General features: G+C 72.1%; 15 protein-coding genes. 5 read left to right on the top strand and 10 right to left on the bottom strand.

Annotated features, from left to right (window positions below; genetic code table 11):
- Positions 1–245 precede the first annotated feature (245 nt).
- Entirely contained in the window at positions 246–983 is a 738-nt protein-coding gene (locus ACQPZP_RS43205; RefSeq protein WP_433475394.1) for an SDR family NAD(P)-dependent oxidoreductase, read from the bottom strand.
- 82 nt (positions 984–1,065) lie between these two features.
- Between ACQPZP_RS43205 and ACQPZP_RS43210 the strand changes: the two genes are divergently transcribed.
- Complete coding sequence (locus tag ACQPZP_RS43210) at positions 1,066–2,037, top strand: AraC family transcriptional regulator (RefSeq protein WP_433475395.1); 972 nt, start codon at positions 1,066–1,068, stop codon at positions 2,035–2,037.
- A gap of 89 nt (positions 2,038–2,126) precedes the next feature.
- Here ACQPZP_RS43210 and ACQPZP_RS43215 read toward each other — a convergent pair whose 3' ends face one another.
- Positions 2,127–2,981, bottom strand: a complete 855-nt coding sequence (locus ACQPZP_RS43215) for an SDR family oxidoreductase (RefSeq protein ID WP_433475396.1) — start codon at positions 2,979–2,981, stop codon at positions 2,127–2,129.
- A 121-nt stretch (positions 2,982–3,102) separates the two neighbouring features.
- Positions 3,103–3,627: a hypothetical protein gene (locus tag ACQPZP_RS43220; RefSeq protein WP_433475397.1), complete on the bottom strand. Its 525-nt coding sequence runs from the start codon at positions 3,625–3,627 to the stop codon at positions 3,103–3,105.
- Between the two features lie 123 nt (positions 3,628–3,750).
- Here ACQPZP_RS43220 and ACQPZP_RS43225 point away from each other — a divergent pair, with 123 nt between their 5' ends.
- Positions 3,751–4,434, top strand: a complete 684-nt coding sequence (locus tag ACQPZP_RS43225) for a TetR/AcrR family transcriptional regulator (RefSeq protein WP_433475398.1) — start codon at positions 3,751–3,753, stop codon at positions 4,432–4,434.
- Positions 4,435–4,702: 268 nt separating this feature from the next.
- On the opposite strand, the gene ACQPZP_RS43230 is transcribed toward ACQPZP_RS43225, so the two are convergent.
- The 5 genes from ACQPZP_RS43230 to ACQPZP_RS43250 all read right to left on the bottom strand — a co-directional run bounded on the left by ACQPZP_RS43230 (position 4,703) and on the right by ACQPZP_RS43250 (position 9,961).
- Positions 4,703–5,929: a low temperature requirement protein A gene (locus tag ACQPZP_RS43230; RefSeq protein WP_433475399.1), complete on the bottom strand. Its 1,227-nt coding sequence runs from the start codon at positions 5,927–5,929 to the stop codon at positions 4,703–4,705.
- A gap of 8 nt (positions 5,930–5,937) precedes the next feature.
- Entirely contained in the window at positions 5,938–7,689 is a 1,752-nt protein-coding gene (locus tag ACQPZP_RS43235) for a ferritin-like domain-containing protein (protein WP_433475400.1), read from the bottom strand.
- Positions 7,689–8,096, bottom strand: a complete 408-nt coding sequence (locus ACQPZP_RS43240) for a hypothetical protein (RefSeq protein ID WP_433475401.1) — start codon at positions 8,094–8,096, stop codon at positions 7,689–7,691. Before ACQPZP_RS43240 ends, ACQPZP_RS43235 begins: the two co-directional genes overlap by 1 nt.
- A gap of 16 nt (positions 8,097–8,112) precedes the next feature.
- Entirely contained in the window at positions 8,113–8,868 is a 756-nt protein-coding gene (locus ACQPZP_RS43245; RefSeq protein WP_433475402.1) for an SDR family oxidoreductase, read from the bottom strand.
- A gap of 133 nt (positions 8,869–9,001) precedes the next feature.
- A complete protein-coding gene (locus tag ACQPZP_RS43250; protein WP_433475403.1) occupies positions 9,002–9,961 on the bottom strand; it encodes an alpha/beta hydrolase in 960 nt (319 codons plus the stop codon).
- A gap of 248 nt (positions 9,962–10,209) precedes the next feature.
- On the opposite strand from ACQPZP_RS43250, the gene ACQPZP_RS43255 reads away from it, so the two are divergent.
- Positions 10,210–12,939 carry a helix-turn-helix transcriptional regulator gene (locus ACQPZP_RS43255; protein ID WP_433475404.1) on the top strand — a complete coding sequence of 910 codons (2,730 nt, stop codon included), beginning with the start codon at positions 10,210–10,212 and terminating at the stop codon, positions 12,937–12,939.
- 24 nt (positions 12,940–12,963) lie between these two features.
- On the opposite strand, the gene lanL is transcribed toward ACQPZP_RS43255, so the two are convergent.
- Entirely contained in the window at positions 12,964–15,471 is a 2,508-nt protein-coding gene (gene lanL / locus ACQPZP_RS43260) for a class IV lanthionine synthetase LanL (RefSeq protein WP_433475405.1), read from the bottom strand.
- 205 nt (positions 15,472–15,676) lie between these two features.
- Positions 15,677–15,847, bottom strand: a complete 171-nt coding sequence (locus ACQPZP_RS43265) for an SflA family class IV lanthipeptide (protein ID WP_433465319.1) — start codon at positions 15,845–15,847, stop codon at positions 15,677–15,679.
- 246 nt (positions 15,848–16,093) lie between these two features.
- On the opposite strand from ACQPZP_RS43265, the gene ACQPZP_RS43270 reads away from it, so the two are divergent.
- Together ACQPZP_RS43270 and ACQPZP_RS43275 are read left to right on the top strand one after the other, a co-directional pair.
- Positions 16,094–18,109, top strand: a complete 2,016-nt coding sequence (locus ACQPZP_RS43270; RefSeq protein ID WP_433475406.1) for an ABC transporter ATP-binding protein — start codon at positions 16,094–16,096, stop codon at positions 18,107–18,109.
- On the top strand, positions 18,106–19,014 hold the full coding sequence (locus ACQPZP_RS43275) for a MauE/DoxX family redox-associated membrane protein (RefSeq protein ID WP_433475407.1): 909 nt from the start codon (positions 18,106–18,108) through the stop codon (positions 19,012–19,014). Before ACQPZP_RS43270 ends, ACQPZP_RS43275 begins: the two co-directional genes overlap by 4 nt.
- The last annotated feature ends 36 nt before the right edge of the window (positions 19,015–19,050 follow it).

Genomic DNA, 19,050 nt, shown 5'->3' on the forward strand with positions numbered 1-19,050 from the left:
CCGCGCCCTGACCTGATCCCCTTGTTGCTCCACGTCCCCGCTGCCCGGGACCGCCATCAGGAGCACCGGGGTCTTACTGGGGAAGGCGAGTCGCATGGTGCCCGTCCCAAGCCCTTGGTCCGGTGCGGGTGGTATGCCCGTCACCGGCCCCCCAGGATCATCGGCCGGCGGTGTCGAATGCGGTGGAACCGTACGGCCAGTGCAGGTCATGTCGGCGCTGGAGGCCGTCCGTCACCGCTCGCCGGTTAGAAAGCTGATCGATCAAGGAACTCGGCGGGGACTAGGGTTTCGTGGCTATTCCGCTCGGCGTGCATGTTCCAGAGGGTGTCGGCCAGTTCGGCGGGGTCTGCGGCGGGCATGTCGGGCATGGGTTCGCCCTGGGCCTGGCGCCGCTGGTAGTCCGCCTCGAACGGGGTGCCCAGGATGCGGGCGCCGATGTAGAGCATGCCGACGTAGACGCCCTTGTCGGCGATCTCGGCCGCGAGCGACTGGAGGTAGTTCCGCTGTGCGGCCAGGACCGTGGGCCAGCCGCTCATGTTCGGCCGGCCGTGGACGGCGGCTGCCCCCTGAGCGCTGAGGATTGCGCCGTCGCCTCGCTCGACCATGGCGGGGAGGAACTCGCGGACCAGGGCCAGGAGCGTGTACATCGTGATCGGCATGCGGTCTTGAAGCAGTTCCGGGGTGAGATCGACGGCGGGAACGAACGCCAGGTCGGTGGGCGCCGGGCCGTAGTAGAAGGCCGTAGGGTCCCCGACGCATGCTCGGATCCGCTCGACGAGCGCCGGTACGTCGTCGGTCTGGTCGAGGTCGGCGTTGATCACATGGGCTGTGATGCCCTTGGCGGACAGATCCCGGGCGAGCAGGTCCAGGGGGCCCTGACGGCGGGCGATCAGGACGACTTCATACCCTTCCTTTCCGTATCGGTGGGCGATGGCCTGACCCACGCCTGGGCCGGTTCCGAACACTGCGATGGATTTCGTCATGCCGTCCAGCCAACCGCGCAGGTGGCTAGACGATCCATGGGTGAACATCCGGGATGCCTTTGTGATCGTCTAAGGTGACGGTGTGGACGTGCTGACGGATCTGCTGCACCGAGCCCGTGCGCAGAACGCCCTGGTCAGGCAGCTGATCCAGCGGCCACCGTGGGGGGTGACATACGCCGATGCGCCATCGCTCACGGTCGCGGCCACGCTGGGCGGCCACGCCTGGGTCTGGCTCGGGGATTCCGCTCCCGTGCGCCTTGCCGCGGGTGACATCGCCCTCATCACCGCCCCCGGCGGGTACACGATTGCGGACGACCCGGCGACCTCACCCCGGTTCGTGATCCGCGAGGGACGCAAGTATCTCCCTTCAGGCGCATCGGCGGACCCACACGCGATGCTGGCTCCCCGCACGTATGGCGACGGCCTGTCCGGGGCCATCGTCATGCTCCGTGGCGTGTACGAGCTGCACGGCGACGTGGCCTTCCGCCTGCTGGACCTGCTTCCGCCGCTGGCGGTCGTGCCTTCGGGGCCGCGTACTCGGGCCGCCCTCGATCTGCTTTCCGCCGAGGCGGCCCGCGACGAGCCAGGCCAGGACGCGGTGCTCGCCCGGCTTTTGGATCTGGTCCTCGTGATCGCGTTGCGGGCCTGGTGCACCAGCCCGGAGGCGGCGCCGCCCGCCTGGTACCGGGCGCTGACCGACCCGGCGATCGGTGCGGCGCTGCGCCTCCTGCATGGAGATCCCGCCCAGCGGTGGACGGTCGCCTCGCTGGCCGCCGAGGTCGGCCTGTCCCGCGCCGCCTTCGCCCAGCGCTTCGCTGCCCTGGTCGGCCGTCCGCCGCTCGGCTACCTCACCGACTGGCGTATGACCCTCGCCGCCGACCTGCTCCGCGACACCCGGCAGACCGTCGCCGAGGTGGCCCGCCAGGTCGGCTACCAGGATCCCTTCGCGTTCAGCGTGGCGTTCAAACGCGCCCGCGGACGCACGCCCTCGACCTGGCGCGACCTCGGGGCGCCGAGTGAATCCAGCCTCGGGGGAAATGGGACGATCGGCTGAACGCGGCTTGGACGCGGGCCAACCCAAGGCGTTGGTGCGTTCGGTTTCCGGTCGGATGTGGCTGCGGGTGGCCGGTACGGGGCTGCGGTTCAGGTGAAGGCGGTGCGGTGGTCTCGGATGAATTGTTCGAAGGTCGTCGGGTCGCGGTCGGTTAGATCGCGGACGGTCGTGGTGACGGTCTCCGCGCCGCCATCCCGGTAGGCGCGGCTCACCTCGATCAGAGCGTCGGCGTAGTACTCGGGTAGGCCACGTCCGAGCATGGCGGCCCGGGCGTCGGCATCGGAAAGGCCGACGAAGTGGACCGGTCTGTCCAGGACGCGTGAGAGCACCTCGGCGGCGGTGTCGTAGGTGAGTGCCTCAGGGCCCGTGAGGGTATAGGCGCGGCCCTCATGGCCGTCGGTGGTGAGCACGCGGGCGGCGACTCGGGCGATATCGCGAACATCAAGGAAGCTGATGGGGGCATCGGCGCGGGGTTGGGCGAACTGGCCGGTCGTCTTGATCGAAGCGGCGAACTGCCGGGTGAAATTCTGCATGTAGAAGTTCGGCCGCAGGAACGTGTAGCCCAGGCCGGAGGCCTGGAGCGCCGACTCCGCGGGTCGGTGGAGGCGGGCGATCGGCGTCAGTTCCTCGTCGGCCCGCCAGACCGACAGCTTGACGACCCGGGGAATGCCCGCAGCGGTCGCGGCCTCGATCAGGTTGAGCTCTTGGCGGGTCTGGTCACGGCCCATCGCGCCGACCAGGAACACCGCCTCGACGTCTCGCAGCGCCGGCGGGAGCGTCGCGGGCTCGCCCAGGTCGATCCGGACGGCGTCCCGGCCGGCGGCGGCCGCACGATCGACGTCGCGCTGCGCGTGGTACGCGGCCCGGACCGGATGCCCGGCGGCGCCCAGCGTCTCTACAAGTGCCGAGCCTACGGTTCCGCTTCCGCCCGTCACCAAGATCATGGCGGGCACCTTAGCCGCACCCACTGACAGTGCCGGCTTCCACGACATCAGCGTTCCTCGGGGTTGAGTGCCTGTATCGGGCTCTGAAGTGGACAGTCCCCTGCCTGCCCGGCTGACCCCGTCAGTTTCCGGTCAGGGTTACGGCGAGCAGGGCGATGGTGGAGCCGACGAAGACGGTGGTGTTGCGGAGGTAGGTCTGGAGTCGCACCCAGTGCGGGAAGGCGTCTCCGGCGGCCTTGAGGAAGGGGGCGACTTCGACGCGGGCCAGCTCCGGGTCGCCCTTGCGGCGGAAGGCGGCCTGCACGGACTTGACCGCGGTGAGGTTGCTGTAGACGATCCCCGCGTTCATCACGAGGACGAGGGACGAGAAGATCCAGGTCATCAGCTGGGCCAGGTCGGCGCCGCCGATGTTCAGTGCGGCGGTCGCGGTCATGATCGCCGCGACGGCCGCCGGGGCCGCGGTTTCGTGGCCGCCGGCGTCGAACCGGAGCTTGTTCTCCTCCAGAACCTGCGGGCGGACGTTCTGCCGGCGCAGTTCGGCCTCTGCGGCGGCCTTTGCGGCCGGGCCGTAGCGGTGGCGGACCACCGGGATGCTCACGAAAGCGACGGCGACCAGCAGTTGCATGACGGCAGCGAGGATGTTCATGGAGGGCTTCCCTTCGACTTGCACTTAGTTCAAGTGCTGATGGGGATGACACTAGATGGCTCTTGAACTAAGTGCAAGAGGTCGTTTTGAACTTTGTGCAAGTGACTGCGTAGGGTCGGGGGCATGCCTCGGGACACCCTCAGCCAGGACCAGATCGTTCGCGCCGCCATCGCGCTCCTCGACGACGAGGGCCTTGAAGGGCTGAACATGCGGGCCCTGGGGAAGCGGCTCGATTCGGCCGCCACGGCGATGTACTGGCACGTGAAGAGCAAGGACAACCTGGTTCTGCTCGCCGCAGACCAGATTTGGAGTGAGCTCGCGCTCCCCGACCTGGAGCGGGTGGGCTGGCGCGCCGCGGCCACGACCATGGCCTCCGATCTGCACGAGATGTTCGCCAGGCACACCTGGCTGGTGCAGGCCTTCGCCGCCTACGTCCTGTACGGCGAAGGGAAGGCTCGTCACGACGACCACAGCCTCGCCGTCTACGAGGCGGCGGGTTTCAGCGGTGAACAGGCCGATCAGGCGGCGGGCGCCGTCTTCACCTACGTCCTCGGGAACGCGGCCGGTGCCGCTGCGACCGCTTCGCTCACCCGCCGACTCGACAAGGATGACGGCGCTGAGAAGCGGTTCCAGGACGCCATGGCCGACGCCAGGGAGATCGCGATGCGCTACCCGCGCTTGCGTGCCCGTCTCGACTCCTCGGCGGCGGCCGACTACGCCGCCGCTCCTGACAGGACCTTCGAGTCCGGCCTTCAAGCCCTCCTTGACGGGCTGGAACGGCGATTGCCCCCTGGGCACCAGCGCTGATCTGGCCGACGACGCTCCATTGGCCGAGTGCCACATCGCGTCCGTGCAGCACTCGGTGGCGGTCGGCTCCGGGGGACCTCCGTTCGGGTCCTTACGAGCCAGATGTGCGTCCCTGTCGGTGGTGTTGAGATCGGATTGGAAGGCTGAGCGCCTGGTCAGGGAGTCGGCCCGGCGTGGCAGCCGACTTGGAGGTAACCGCAGACCGTCGGTCGGGGCGGCAGGCGCGATGCCTGTGACCGGCGTTCGAGTGGTCCTAGGGGCGGACGCGTCAGGCCAGCGGGGCGTCCGGGCGGCTGGGGCGTCGTTGTCTGGTGGTGATCGTGACGACGGTCAACAGGACGCACGTTGTGGCTATTGCCGCCAGTACGGCGGCAACTTCGAGTCTGGGTGCAAGCAATGGCGTGAGCAGGATGACCGTGACGGACAGCACCAGGGCCACGGATGGGATGTGGCGTTCGGTGACTATGGGCGCGTGGACAAGCCAGAGGAGCGTTAGGACCAGGCCGACCGGTATCGCTACGGCGTAGCAGATCGCTGTTGGGGATGCCTCTACGTGGTGTCCCGTCTGTTCGACCGCTACCTCTAGGCCGGCGCCTAGAGCGGCCAACCCCGCGAAGATGCCGTAGTGGCCGTATCCCCACAGGTAGGAGAGGTGGCGGCGGTCGCTCAGTCCTTGGCCGGCGGGTACCAGGAAGTAGAGCCACCAGAGGGCGAAGAGTATGACCAGGCCCGATACGGCGATGATGATGAAGGGGCTGCTGATCTCGGATTCTTCGAGCGCTCCTGACACGCCTCTGGTGGCGGCGAGGACGCTTTCGCCGAGCAGGATGAGGGTGAAGAGGCCGTAGCGTTCGGCGATGTGGTGCGGGTGCCAGGTGGTCCGCGCGGTTCGTTCCGCCCACAAGGGCACCGCGAGTTCCAGCGCGGCCAGTGCCACGAAGACCGGGACCTGGGCGGACGAGGGCAAGGCACCCGTCTCGGTGAACAGGAGACGGAGCAGCCACAGCACCTGGAGGGCGGAGACGCCGACGGCGTAGCGCAGGGCGGTGCGGCGGCGGTCCGGGTCCTCGGCGCAGGCCCGCAGCCAGTGGCCGACCAGGCCGGTCCGCATGATCACGTAGCCGATCGTGACGGCGCGGTAGTCCGAGTGGTCGGCTGCGGCCGGGACCCCGGCGGCGAGGACGAGGACGCCCGCCATCTGCACCATGGTCAGCAGCCGGTAGAGGACGTCGTCGGTGTCGTAGGACGAGGCGAACCAGGTGAAGTTCATCCATGCCCACCAGATCGCGAAGAAGACCTGGAGGAACGGGACGAGCCCGTCCACGCCGTGACCGTCGGCGATGTCGTGGGCGAGCTGGGCGGTGACCGCCGCGACGGCGACAACGAACGTCAGGTCGAACAGCAGCTCCAGCGGGCTCGCGGTCCGGTGCGGCTCGTCGATCGGGCGCGCGGTCATCCGGATTCGGATCCGGCCCGGTGGCAGGGTCTGGCTCACGGAAGTCCCTACTCGCGGAAGTCGATCTTCCGGTGGGTGCCGTCGCAGAGGGGTTTGCCGGACGAGTGGCCGCAGCGGCACAGCGTCATCCGGTTGCGGGTCTCCAGCGGCTCGGCGTCCGCGCGCAGGACCGGGACGCCGCCGGTGACCCACAGCGCGCTGGCCAGGCCGTTCTCCTCTTCCAGGACCGAAATGGCCGGCGGCAGGTCGGCCTCGATCGTCTCCCCGCCGCGCCCCAGGGCGTAGCTGTAGGAGCCCGAGGGGCAGTGGTCGATACGGCCCATGATGTTGGAGCGGACGTCGCTGTCGTCAGTGTCGGCCAGCATCGCGGCGATCGGCCGTGTGCGCCCGATGCAGAATGCGGCGTGGATGCACAGCTCCCCGACCCGCTGGGCGGAGATGCCAACCCCGTCGTGGACGTGCTGCAACTCCGCGTACGGCCGCACATCAGCCGCCTCCGCTCCGTCGAACCCGACCACCGCGTGCGTCCCGTCGCAGAACGGTTTCGAGCCCGAGTGGCCGCAGCGGCACAGCGCGTAGGTGTCCTCGGTCTCCACGGCGTCGCCGGTCTGCCAGGTCAGCGCATGGCCCTCGCCGGAGACGATCTTGTGTTTGCGGCGCAGCGGTACCCGCCCGTACACCACGTACGGCCCATCGGCCAGGACGACGATCCGCTGCTGGTCGCCGATGCTCCACCGGCGCAACTCGGGTGGCACGTACTCGAAGGTCGGCCCGGCGGTCTGACCGTCCCCGTCAGGCATCCCCATCAGCGCCTGCGCTTGGGCTTTGAGCGCGTACATGGTGCCGGTCGCGACGGACAGAAGCCGGGGGCTGCCGTTGAACGCCTGCTCCAGCAGGTGCAGCACGGCGCAGTAGGTGTGGTTGAACTCCTCCTGGGCCATGCGGATCTCGCTGCCGGGCGCATGATCGTCCAGGCGCGGGTTGTGCCGCATCGGCTGGACGCCGTCGAAGTCCACGCCGATCGTCTCGCCGGTGGGCCCGGACCGGCCCGTGTCGCCGGGTCTGTACCGCCGTCCCGACCTGAGCTCCTCGAACCGGTAGTAGTGCGCGACCTCTTCGCGGTCGGGGTGGTGGACGTCCTGGTCCCCGTCCCACACCTCGCCACGGCCTGTGCCCTCGCCCTGTTCGACGATCTCCTCCAGCGCGGCCAGGGCTGTGTCCAGGTCGTCGACCGCGACCAGGCGGCCGCCGCTGTGCTGGAAATGCCCCGCGTGCAGCTGGCGGGCCGGGTCGCCGCTGAACACTTCCTCCTCGCCGAGCGAGGCGCACAGGTGGCGCAGTCCGTCTTCGATGGCGGCGTAGAACTGCCCGATCGTCGCGTAGTCGTCGCCCTCGGCCGGGGCGCCGGGGGGCGACGGCCGCTCCAGCCGCAGGAACATCTCGATCGCCGCCGCCCCGAACGGGAGCAGCGAGAGCTCCAGCGAGCGGTCGCCGTGCGGCAGGGGCCGCGGGTGCGGCGGCAGCAGATGCGGGGCGTCCAGCACCGGACGTCCACCCACCGCGTTCAGCAGGTTCGCCGCCAGCGCCAGATGCAGCATCTCCTCAATGAACACACCACCCACCACCTCCACGGCGTCGGGGTTGCGTTCCGGGTCCAGCGAATAGAGCGCGCAGAGGTACGGCGGCAACGTCGCGTGTTCCAGCTCGATCGCCCACTGCAAATGTTCGCGAAGGCTGTCGAGCGTGGTGATCCGTGCGGAACGGTTGACGACGGCTCCTTGCCGCGTTGGACGATTCATCAAAGGTTCTTCTCGTCAGCGCCGCCAGGACCGCGATCCTCTTCCAGTGCCTCGACAGCGCCGAGGAGGTTGCGGAGGCCGACCTCGTCGCGTTCGGCGTCCACCGGGTCGAAGAGCCATTCGGACACCGGCCGGTCCGTGGCCTCCTCCGCCCGGCTCGACTCGACCATGGTGATCTCCGCCTCGACCTCGATCTCCATCTCGATCTCGAAGTCGTCATCGGGGGGCTTGTTCATCTTCTCTCCCTGCGTGGTTCGGCCGACCGCGTGGATCAGCCGGGTCGAGATCTCTCCGATGGCGGAGAACGGCCAGGTGAACCGCGTGCTCTGGTCAGCGGCCAGGACGCGGTCGGTCCGGTGGTCGCCGTCCGGAGCCCGCGAAACGAGCGGGCTCCGGGCGACGACCACCAGCGGGCCGCGGCCGCTACTTCGCGGGCGGGATCCGGCCGGGCCAGGTGCTGTAGTGGATCTTCCCGAGGACGGCGTCGCCGAGGGGGACCAGGCTCTGCTCCTCCAGCCCGGCCCCGAAGTAGTGCGCCGCCGGGTCCGTGACGACTTCGCGCGGGTCGTCCCAGAACGCCAGTGCGTCGCGGAAGAACTCGTCCATCCGGAACCGCTCGGGCCCGGCGGTCTCGATCCGGCCGTTGAGCGGCGATCCGGCCGCGGCCTTGGCGACCTGCTCGGCCACGTCGTCGCTGGCCATGGGCTGGTAGAACACCGGCGCCATCCGGACCTTGCCGTCGGCGGTGGCCTCGTCGGCGATGGCCCTGGTGAACTCGAAGAACTGCGTCGCGTGGACGATCGAGTACGGGATCGGCGACTTCTCGATCAGGGCCTCCTGGGCGATCTTCGCGCGGAAGTAGCCGCGCTCCGGCGGCCGCTCGACCCCCACGATCGACAGGGCGACGTGGTGGCCGACGCCCGCCTTCTCCTCCGCGGCCAGCAGGTTGCCGGTCGAGGTCTCGAAGAACTCCAGGACGGCGGCGTCCTCGAACGACGGGGAGTTCGACACGTCGACCACGACCGAGGCGCCGGTCAGGACCTCCGCGAGTCCTTCGCCCGTGAGGGTGTTGACCCCGGTGTTCGGTGCCGCGGCGACCGCCTCGTGGCCGTGCTCGGCGAGGTTCGCGACGACCTTCGACCCGATCAGGCCGGTGCCGCCGATGACGACGATCTTCATGTGGGTGCCTCTCTTTCGTCAGGGAATGCGTTGCCGCCACCGGAAAGGACCGGGTGGCCCTCCCGCCTGTGACGGCTCCGGCGGGATTCTTCTCAGGCCGTACCCGGCTTGCGGGTTGCTGAGAGCTCGGCCGTCAGCCGGCCGGACGGGTGTTCAGGACGTCGGTCAGGACCTGGACGGCCTGGGCGGTGGCGGCCCTCGCGGCGTCGGTGCCGCGGACCGGGTTGAGCATCATGAAGTCGTGCAGGGTGCCGTTGTAGCGGACGCTCGTGGTCGGGACGCCGGCCTCGGTGAGCCGCCGGGCGTAGGCCTCGCCCTCGTCGCGCAGCACGTCGTTCTCGTCGACGATGACGAGGGCGGGCGGCAGGCCGGCCAGGTCGTCCAGGGTGGCGCGCAGCGGCGACGCGGTGGCCTCCGCGCGCTGTTCCGGGTCGGTGGTGTAGGCGTCCCAGAACCACGCCATGGCCTTGGCCGTCAGGTGCGGGCCGTCGGCGAACTCGCGGTAGCTGGCGGTGTCCTGGGCGGCGTCGGTGACCGGGTAGTACAGCGACTGGTGCACGAACGACACGTCGCCGCGCCGTTTGGCGAGGATCGTCAGGGCGGCGGCCATGTTGCCGCCGACCGAGTCGCCGGCGATCGCCATGCGGGACGCGTCGAGCCCTTCCGCGGGCCCGTTCCGGATGATCCACTGCGCGGTGGCGTACGCCTGCTCGATCGCGACCGGGTAGCGGGCCTCGGGCGAGCGGTCGTACTCGACGAACGCGACCGCGGCCCGCGCGCCGACGGCGAGCTCGCGGACGAGCCGGTCATGCGTTCCGGCGTCGCCGAGCACCCATCCGCCCCCGTGGACGTACAGCACGACGGGCAGGACGCCGGATGTCCCGGCGGGCTTGACGATCCGCACCCGTACGTCGCCGGCACCGGCCGATACGGTGATCCACTTCTCGTCCACGTCGGGCATGTCGACGGCAGCGGCCTGGATGTCGTCCAGGACCTTGCGGGCGCCTTCCGTGCCCAGTTCGTAAAGGAAAGGCGGTTTGGCCGCCGCGTCGGCGAACTCCTGCGCGGCGGGTTCCAGGATTTTCCTGCTCATGAGCGTGATCTCCCCTCCGATCTCGGCGTCGAGGCCGATACCGACCACCCTCGCCAGCGGAGGCGCGAAGGAAACCAGGGTGAGTCACTGGCCGGGTCACGGGGGTCTGGCCCAGGGCCCCTGGGCCAGCTCGTTGAGGTGGACCACGCCGCCCGTCTCGTAGGCTGACGTTGCGGGCGTGATCGGGGGGAATGCACCCATCGCGCCGGGTATGTCGGTTAACTACCGGGTGGCGGTGGTGGCGGTTGTTGCGAGGCCGGCGCGACGAGTGCGCGACGCTGGACGGCCTGCTGGACGCCGTCCGCGGCGGGGAGAGCCGCGCGCTGGTGGTGCGGGGCGAGCCCGGCATGGGCAAGACCGCCCTGCTGGAATACCTGGCCGAGCGGGCGCGGGGCTTCCGGACGATGCGGATCACCGGTGTGCAGTCGGAGACGGAACTGGCCTTCGCCGGGCTGCACCGGCTCTGCACGCCGCTGTCGGACCGGCTTCCCGCCCTCCCCGCACCCCAGCAGGAGGCGCTGCGCGCGGCGCTCGGGCTGAGTTCCGGTCGCGCGCCCGACCGCTTCCTCGTCGGCCTGGCCATCCTCGGCCTGCTCGCCGAGACGGCGCGGGACCGTCCGCTGGTCTGCCTCGTGGACGACGTGCAGTGGCTCGACCAGGCGTCGGTGCAGGCGCTGGCGTTCGCGGCCCGCAGGCTGGACGCGGAGTCGGTGGCCATCGTCTTCGCGACCCGGGTGGCGGAGGGCACGCCGGAGGTGACCGGGCTGCCGGAGATGCCGGTCGGAGGGCTGCCGGACGAGGACGCGCGGGAACTGGTCCGCAGCGCCCTCCCCGGCCGGTGGGACGAGCGGGTTCTCGACCGGTTCGTCGCCGAGACCCGCGGCAACCCGCTGGCCCTGCTGGAACTGCCGAAGGAGACGACGCCGGCGGACATCGCCGGCGGCTTCCGCGTGCCGGGCGCGCGGACCCTCGCCGGCCGGATCGAGGAGATCTACCGCCGGCGGGTGGCCGGGCTGCCGCCGGAGACGCGCCGGCTGCTGCTGGTCGCGGCGGCGGAGCCGGCCGGTGAGCCGGTCCTGATGTGGCGTGCGGCCGACCGGCTGGGGATCGGTGTCGGGGCGGACGCGCCCGCCGTCTCGGCCGGGCTCGTCGAGATCGGCGACCGGGTGCGGTTCCACCATCCGCTGGTGCGCGCCGCCGTCTACTGGGCGGCGTCGACCGAGGACCGCGGCGCCACGCACCGGGTGCTGGCCGAGGTCATCGACCCGGAGACCGATCCCGACAGGCGCGCCTGGCACGCGGCGCAGGGCGCGCAGGCTCCGGACGAGGACATCGCGGCGGAGCTGGAGCGCTCGGCCGGACGGGCGCGGTCGCGCGGCGGGGTGGCCGCGGCGGCGGCGTTCCTGGCGCGGGCGGCCGAACTGACCCCCGACCACGTGCGGCGGCAGCAGCGCGCGCTGGCCGCCGCGCGGGCGACGCACCAGGCCGGGTCGCCCGACACCGCGCTGCGGCTGCTGTCGATCGCGGAGGCGGGCCCCCTCGACCAGAGCCGGCGCGCGCAGGTCGAGCTGCTGCGCGCCCAGATCGCGTTCACCGTGGGCCGCGGCCGCGAGGCCCCGCGGCTCCTGCTCGACGCGGCCCGGCGGCTCGCGCCGCAGGATCCTGCGCTGGCGCGCGAGACGTATCTGGAGGCGATCAGTGCGGCGCTCTTCGCCGGTGCGATGGCCGACGACGGGGAGGTCGAGGCGGCCGAGGCCGCGCGGTCCGCGCCGTCGCCGGACGAGCCGCGCCCGGCCGACCTGCTGCTCGACGGCCTGGCGCTGCGGATCACCGAGGGCTACGCCGCCGGCGTGCCGGCCCTGAAGTCCGCGGTGCGCGTCTTCCGCGGCCCGGACCTGTCCGAGGAGGACGGGCTGCGCTGGCTCTGGCTGGCCGGGGTGACGGCCGCGGCGCTGTGGGATCACGAGGCCTGGCGGGTGACCGCCGCCCGGCACGTCGGGCTCGCCAGGGAGTCCGGGCAGGTCAGCTCGCTTCCGCTCGCCCTGACCCAGCAGGTCTCCGTGGACGTGTTCGCCGGCGATCTGGCCGCCGCGGAGGCGCTGGTCGAGGAGATCACGACGATCTCCGAGGCGATCGGGACCCCCGTGCCGCCCTACGCCGCCCTGCTGCTGACCGCCTGGCGGGGCCGCGAGGACGAGGGCGCCGCGCTGCGGCGGAGCGTCGCCGCGGAGGCGGCCCGCCGGGGCGAGGGGAACGGGCTGGGCGTCAGCGCGTTCGCCACCGCCCTGCTGTGCAACGCCCTCTGCCGCTACGAGGAGGCGCTGGCCACCATCCCCGAGGCCGGGGAGGATCGTCCGGTTGAGGTGGGGAACGCGCCCTGGGCGCTGACGGAGTACATCGAGGCGGCGGCCCGGAGCGGCACACCCGAGCGCGCCGCCGTCGCCCTCCAACGGCTCACCGAGGCGACGCTCCCGGCCGGCACCGACTGGGCGCTCGGCATCCAAGCGCGCTCGCAGGCCCTCATGAGCACCGGCGCGGCGGCAGAGGGCCACCACCGTGACGCGATCGAGCTCCTCGGCCGCGCCGGTGTCGGCGGTGAGCTGGCCCGGGCCCATCTCCTCTACGGCGAATGGCTGCGCCGCGCGCGCCGCCAGCGGGCCGCCCGCGAGCAGCTGCGCATCGCCCACGGGTCGTTCACCGCCATGGGCATGAACGCCTTCGCCCGGCGGGCCGAGCAGGAGCTGCTGGCCACCGGCGAGCGCATCCGCAAACGCGCCGACGAGGCCGGCAGCGAGCTCACCCCCCAGGAGGCACAGATCGTCCGGCTCGTCCGCGAGGGCCTGACCAACCCCGAGATCGGGGCCCGGCTCTTCATCAGCCCGCGCACCGTCGAGTGGCACCTGCGCAAGACCTTCGGCAAGCTCGGCATCACGTCGCGGAGGCAGCTCCAGCGCAGCCCCGCCACCGGCAAGGCTTGACGTTCGCGTCCGAGCCCTACGCCGTCATCCTCGACGCAGCCCGCCGTTGAACACGGAGGGGGCCCACAGCCGGGGGGCGGTGCGGTCGTTCAGGCGGCGCAGGAATGACAGGACGCCCGCGGTCCCCGTCCCCCAGCTGAAGGCTTGGCCGTCCAGGTCGTTGCCCGGGAAGATCGGGCGGTCGTGCGGACCGCCGGCGCGGATCAGCATCAGCTCGGCCGTTTCCTCCGCGTGGCGCCAGTAGGCGTCGTCGCCCGTCGCCTGGGCTACGTCGATCAGGGCCTCGCCGATGCCGGCGAGGCCGCAGCACTGGGAGGTGACCCAGGCGCGGGGTGCCACCAGCGTGCAGGCGTGGGCGGTCCGGGCGGCCAGGTTCAGGTAGGCGTCGTCGTAGGCCAGGCCCGCGTGTAGCAGAGCGGTCGCCACGCCCGACATGCCCTGGCACCAGGACGCGCCCATCGGCCGGCCCGACGGGGAGGCCAGTTCGCCGACCAGGCCCTCGGCCGCCTTCGCCACCGAGGCGAACCGCTCCCGCGCGGCCTCGCCCGTTTCGGCGTCCCCCGTGGTCAGGTGGTGGGCGAGGAGGAAGTCGGCGACGCCGGCGTCCCCGTGCGCGTAGGCGGTGTCGACATCGAGCCCGGTACCGGACGGTTCGAGGGCCAGGAGCTTCTCGGGCAGGGCCTCCGGCTCGGTGACGTCACCGGCGAGCAGGCGGCGCGCGCATCTCGTGGCCGTCGCCAGGTGGTCCCCGTCAGGATCGAGGGACGCGAGGATCAGGTGTCCGGTGCCGATGCCCGCGAGGCCGTGCGCCTGGTCGGCGCGCTCGTCCCCGGTGAGCCGGACGGGCTCAAGGGACGGGTCGGTGCGGGCAGCGGCCAGGAAGACGGCGGTTCCGGTGAGGCCGAAGTACAGCGACGGCGGAAGGTTCGCGGGCGGCAGACTCGCAGCCGTCCAGCGCGCGAGGTCGGCGCCCATCGCGCGGACCTCCGGGTGCTGGAGCAACTCCATGCCCACGCCCGCGGAGCCGCTGTAGACGTTGGTGACCGGCGGCGCGGACCGCCGGGCGTCGGCCGGGCCCTCCATCAGGCGTTCCGCGTACCGGACGACCTCGCGGGTCGTGTGGGCGAGCGCCGCCGACAGCAGGTCACCGGTCAGGCGCACCGGGGGCGCGGCGCTGGGCGGTGGCGGCGCCGCCCGGCCGGTCCTGATCTCGGCGGCGGCGGACGTCCGCTCCGCCGGGTCCAGGCTGAGCAGGCGGGGCAGTAGCGCGATCGTGCCCGTCCCCCCGCCGGGGAAGATCCGGGAGAGGCACTGCAGCGTCCGCTCCACACCGCGCACCGGATCGGGGTCGACGATGACGGGGTTCATCCCGGTGGCGGCGTAGAAGAGCGTCGCGCCGAGGGAGAAGTAGTCGTCGGCCGGGGTGGACGGGCGCCCGGTCCGCTGGTCCGGGACGCTGAAGCCGCGGCTCCAGCCGGGCATCTGCAGGTCCTCGTACCTGCTGGTGCCGAAGTCGATGAGCGTGCAGCCGCCGTCCTCGCCGAGCACGATGTTCTTGGGGGACAGGTCGCGGACGACCACTCCGCACGCGTGCACCGCGTCAAGGACCTCCAGGATCCCGGACGCGAGAACGGCCAGGTCGCGTCCGGGTGCCGCACCGTCGCCGGTGAACGCGCCGGTCTCGGCGACATGGCGGTTGAGGTCGGTGGAACCCGCGTCGGTCATGACCAGGTACTCGTCCTCGCCGTGCCGGAAGTGGTCGAGCGGCTCCGGCACGCCCTGGACCCCGGCAAGCGCGCGCAGGACGCGCAACTCGTTGCGAAGGTACATGCGCAGGTCGAAGCCGTCGGCTCGCTCGCCGACGTAGGCGCGAGCCTCCTTCACCACGACCGGGCGCCCGTCGGGGGCCTCGGCCCGGTAGACGCTGCCGCGCGGTCCGCGCATCACCCCGGTCGTGACCCGGTAGCGCCCGCCGATCAGCCGACTGCCTTGGGCCGCCCCACTAGTGGGACCACCGGCGGCGCCGGGAGACGGGCGGCGGAACGGGTCGGACGCCCAGGGCGGGCAGGTGTACTCGACGCCCGCCGCGCCGGGCAGGGTCTCGCCGTCCGGGCCGACCACGACCAGGGCGAAATCGCCGTTCTCATCCACCTTGTACTGCGGCAGGAACGGGGCGTACCGGTAGTAGACCGGCGCGTCGCGGCGGACCCGCCGGTCGCTGACGATGCGCGGCCCGGCCATCCCGGCGAGCGCTCCGGCCAGGGCGTGCCCGAGGGCGGCGACCTCGTCCTGCGCCGGGTAGACGGTGACGGCCTTCCCGACCGCGCCCGCGTCGCCGTCGCCCGAGTTCAGGTCGCCGAGGACGTCCGCGGAGCGCGCCGCCTTGAAGTCGCAGGAAGTGCCGAACAGCACGGGGAGCACGCGGTCGAGGGTCGCGGCCAGGGTGCCCGGACGTGCCGAGACGTGCAGCTTCCAGCCCTGGGCGGGGGTCTCGAAACGCGGGTCGTGGACGCTGACCCAGGTATCGTCCACGACGATTTCCCTACCATTCTCATGGGATATGTCCGTGAGCCGCTCCAGCACATCGAGAACCGGAGTGCCCGAAGTATCGGGACGCGACGTCGCCATTCGTTCTCCCCTGGTCTCAGCGCGCTGCACAATGACCGAGAAAGGCCACCGGCCGGGCCGGTGGCCTTTTCGGCGCGGTGCGCGGGGCCGGCGCCGCGTCAAGGGCGGATCAGACGATCGAGGGGCAGCAGGGGAAGACCGAGCACACCGTCCGCTTGCAGGTGTCCACGCAGGCCTGGGGGCCGTGGAGCAGTTCCATCAGCTCCATCTCGAATTCGACGTCGAGGTCTTCGACATCGAGGACGCCGGCGTCACGGGGCTCGATCGCGAGCACGGACATGGTGGGGCTCCTTCCTTTGGGCCGCTGTTGGCGGCCGGCGGGGGGACATGAGCCGGGAAACGGTGCCGGGTGAGCGTTGTTTCCCGCGATCGACCGTCCGGCGGAGCCGTCTCGGCGAGCGCCGGATGATCATGCCGGACGCATTATGAGCAGACCTCGGGCGCACTGTCCAGCCACTCATCTGTCACCCCCTTTAGGCATTTACATCCGATTCCGGATGACCTACCTTGGCTCGGTGATCATGAAGTGCGGATCGTCCCGGCCGAGGCCGCTCGGGCGGGGACCGTCCGGATGCGGCTGAGGTCGCCGCGCGCGCGGCGCCGCCCGCCGGACCCGCCCGCCGACGACCGGACCGGCCTGGAGACCCGCTACTGGGAGACCCACGCCGCGGACCTGATCTCCGCCGGTCTCGGCACGATGCTCCGGCAGCTGCCCGCGCTCGTGGGCGCCGCGCTGCGGCTCGCCTGGCGGGCGAACCGCCGGGACACCGCGGTCGCCCTCGGCGGTAACGTCCTGGCCGGGGTGTTCACCGCGTTCGGGCTGCTCGCCACGTCCGAGGTGCTCGCCTCGCTGTTCGCCGGCGGCCCGACTCCGGGCAAGGTGCGGGCCGCACTGCCGTCGCTCGCGCTGGTCGCGGCCGCCGCGGGGCTGCGCGGCGTGCTGCTGACCGCCGCGGGCTGGGCGCAGGCCCGGCTGAAGCCGCAGGTCGAGCGGGCCGCCGAGACCCGGCTGTTCGAGCTGACCACCCGCGTCGAGCTGACCGCCTTCGACGACCACGAGTTCCACGACGCGATGCGGCGGGCCCGCGACAGCGGCGTCCCCGACTCGGCGACCGTGGTGGAGATGACCGTCACGGCCACCACGGGCGCGGTCGGGGTGGCCGCGCCTGCGGTGGCGCTCGGTCTGCTCCATCCGGCGCTGACCCCGCTGCTGCTGGTCACGGCCGTCCCGGCGGGCTGGGCCGCGCTCCGCGTGGCGCGGCTCCGGTACGCGGCGTTCCACCGGCTGTCGACGGCGCGGCGGCGCAAGTTCATGCTGTCGGACCTGATGGCCGAGCGGCTGCCCGCCGCCGAGGTGCGGGCGTTCACGCTGCGCGGGTTCCTGCTCGGCGAGTACGGCCGGGTCGCCGACCTGGAACAGCGGGTCCAGCTGGACGTCGCCCGCGACCAGACCCGCACCAAGGCGGCGGGGGACCTGCTCACCGGCGTCGCGAACGTCGCCGCGTACTGCGCGCTCGGCGGCCTGCTGTCGGCCGGGGTGATCCCGCTGGCGGTCGCGGGGGCGGCCGTCCTGGCGATCAGGGCGGGGCAGACGTCGCTCACCGCGCTCGTCCAGAGCGTCAACCGGCTGTACGAGGCCGGCCTCTACTTCGGCGACTACCTGGAGTTCTGCGAGCTGGCCGGGCACCGCGTCCCGCCGCCCGCCGGCGCCGCGCCGCCCGCCGGGTTCCACCGGCTCACCGCCGACCGCGTCTCGTTCACCTACCCGGAGGCGGACGCGCCCGCGCTGTCGGACGTGAGCGTCACCGTCGCCCGGGGCGAGGTCATCGCGCTGGTCGGCGAGAACGGGTCCGGCAAGACGACGCTGGCCAAGCTGCTCGCCGGCCTGTACAACCCGGACTCGGGGACGATCCACTGGGACGGGACCGACCTCGCGGGCATCGACGGCGAGGCGCTCCGGCAGCGGATCTCGGTGATCGCCCAGGACCACACCCGGTGGCCGCTGACCGTCCGGGAGAACATCGTGATGGGCCGTCCAGCCGAGACGGACCGGCTCGAAGCCGCGGTCGCGGCCGCCGGTGCCGGCAGCGTGGTCGCCGGGCTGTCCGACGGCTACGACGCGCTCCTCGACCGCCGCTTCCGGGGCGGCTACGACCTGTCGGGCGGGCAGTGGCAGCGGATCGCCGCCGCCCGCGGCTTCTACCGGGACGCCGACCTGGTGATCTTCGACGAGCCGACGTCGGCGCTGGACGCCCGCGCCGAGCACGCGCTGTTCGAGCGGATCCGGCGGCACGCCGACGGGCGCACCGTGGTCCTCATCACCCACCGCCTCGCCAGCGTCCGCTTCGCGGACCGCATCTACGTCCTCGACCACGGCCGCGTCGCCGAGCACGGCACGCACGCCGAACTGCTGGCGCGCGGCGGCCTGTACGCCGACCTGTACCTGCTGCAGGCGTCGGCGTACCAGCGCGCATCGGACGACGGTGACCTGGTCCCCGCGGACGGCGCCGGGCAGGCGGGCGTCGGGCAGGAGGTGCCGTGACCGTGCTCGCGGCGGCCTGGCCGGTGCTGATCGTCGTCCTTGCGGCCGCGGTGGCGGGCAAGGTCCGCGACGTCCGCGGCTTCGGGACGGTCGTCGCCGGCTACCGGATCCTGCCGGACCGACTCGCGGTCCCAGCCGCGGTCCTGGTCCTCGCCACCGAGACGGGGACGGTCCCGCTGCTCGCGGTGCCCGCCACCCGCCGCTGGGGCGCCCTCCTGGCCGCGGCGCTGTTCACCGCGTTCCTGGCCGCCATGGCCTCCGTGCTGCGGCGCGGGATGCGCGTCGAATGCGGGTGTTTCGGCTCGGCGCGCCGGCCGGCGCCGGTCGGCGCGGCCGAGATCGCGCGGACCGGGCTGCTGCTGCTCCTGGCGGTGGCGGCCGCGGTCGCCGGACCGGCCGGCTTCTCCGCAGTCCAGCCTCCCCTGTCGGTGCTCGCCCTCGCCCTGGTCGTCGCCATACCGCGGATGTTCAGGCCCGCGCGGCCGAGCCCTGCCGAGACCTCCGGTCCGCCGGGTCCGCGTCCGGGCACGCGCTTCGCGCTGGCGGACGGCCCGGAGACGATGACCGCGGCCGAGGGTCCGACGCTGTTCGCGCTCGTCTCGCCCACGTGCGGTCTGTGCACCACTATGCTCCCGGCGTTCACCGAGGCCGCGGGGCGGATGCGCGTCGTCCTCGTGAGCGCGGGGCCGCCCGGCGAGGTCCGCGCCCATCTCGCCGCCCACGGCATCGGGTTGCCGCTCGTCATCGACCCGGACGTCTACGACGCGAACGGCATCCCGTGGCCGCCGTACGCCGTCGTCACCGATCCCGCCGGGACCGTCCTCGCCGCGGACGGCGCCGACACCGCTCCCCGCCTCGCGACGCTCCTCGGCGCACCGCGCGTCCGGACCGCGACCGGACGCTGACAGCCCAGCCGGAGCTCCAGGGTTCACGCAGGTCAT

The sequence above is a fragment of the Spirillospora sp. CA-142024 genome (assembly GCF_050942325.1).
Classification (GTDB): domain Bacteria; phylum Actinomycetota; class Actinomycetes; order Streptosporangiales; family Streptosporangiaceae; genus Spirillospora.

Coding starts and splice junctions, on each gene's coding strand:
- ACQPZP_RS43235 (WP_433475400.1), bottom strand. CDS start 7,689: ATGAATCGTCCAACGCGGCAAGGAGCCGTCGTCAACCGTTCCGCACGG.
- ACQPZP_RS43265 (WP_433465319.1), bottom strand. CDS start 15,847: ATGTCCGTGCTCGCGATCGAGCCCCGTGACGCCGGCGTCCTCGATGTC.
- ACQPZP_RS43250 (WP_433475403.1), bottom strand. CDS start 9,961: ATGAGCAGGAAAATCCTGGAACCCGCCGCGCAGGAGTTCGCCGACGCG.
- ACQPZP_RS43225 (WP_433475398.1), top strand. CDS start 3,751: ATGCCTCGGGACACCCTCAGCCAGGACCAGATCGTTCGCGCCGCCATC.
- ACQPZP_RS43215 (WP_433475396.1), bottom strand. CDS start 2,981: ATGATCTTGGTGACGGGCGGAAGCGGAACCGTAGGCTCGGCACTTGTA.
- ACQPZP_RS43205 (WP_433475394.1), bottom strand. CDS start 983: ATGACGAAATCCATCGCAGTGTTCGGAACCGGCCCAGGCGTGGGTCAG.
- ACQPZP_RS43245 (WP_433475402.1), bottom strand. CDS start 8,868: ATGAAGATCGTCGTCATCGGCGGCACCGGCCTGATCGGGTCGAAGGTC.
- ACQPZP_RS43220 (WP_433475397.1), bottom strand. CDS start 3,627: ATGAACATCCTCGCTGCCGTCATGCAACTGCTGGTCGCCGTCGCTTTC.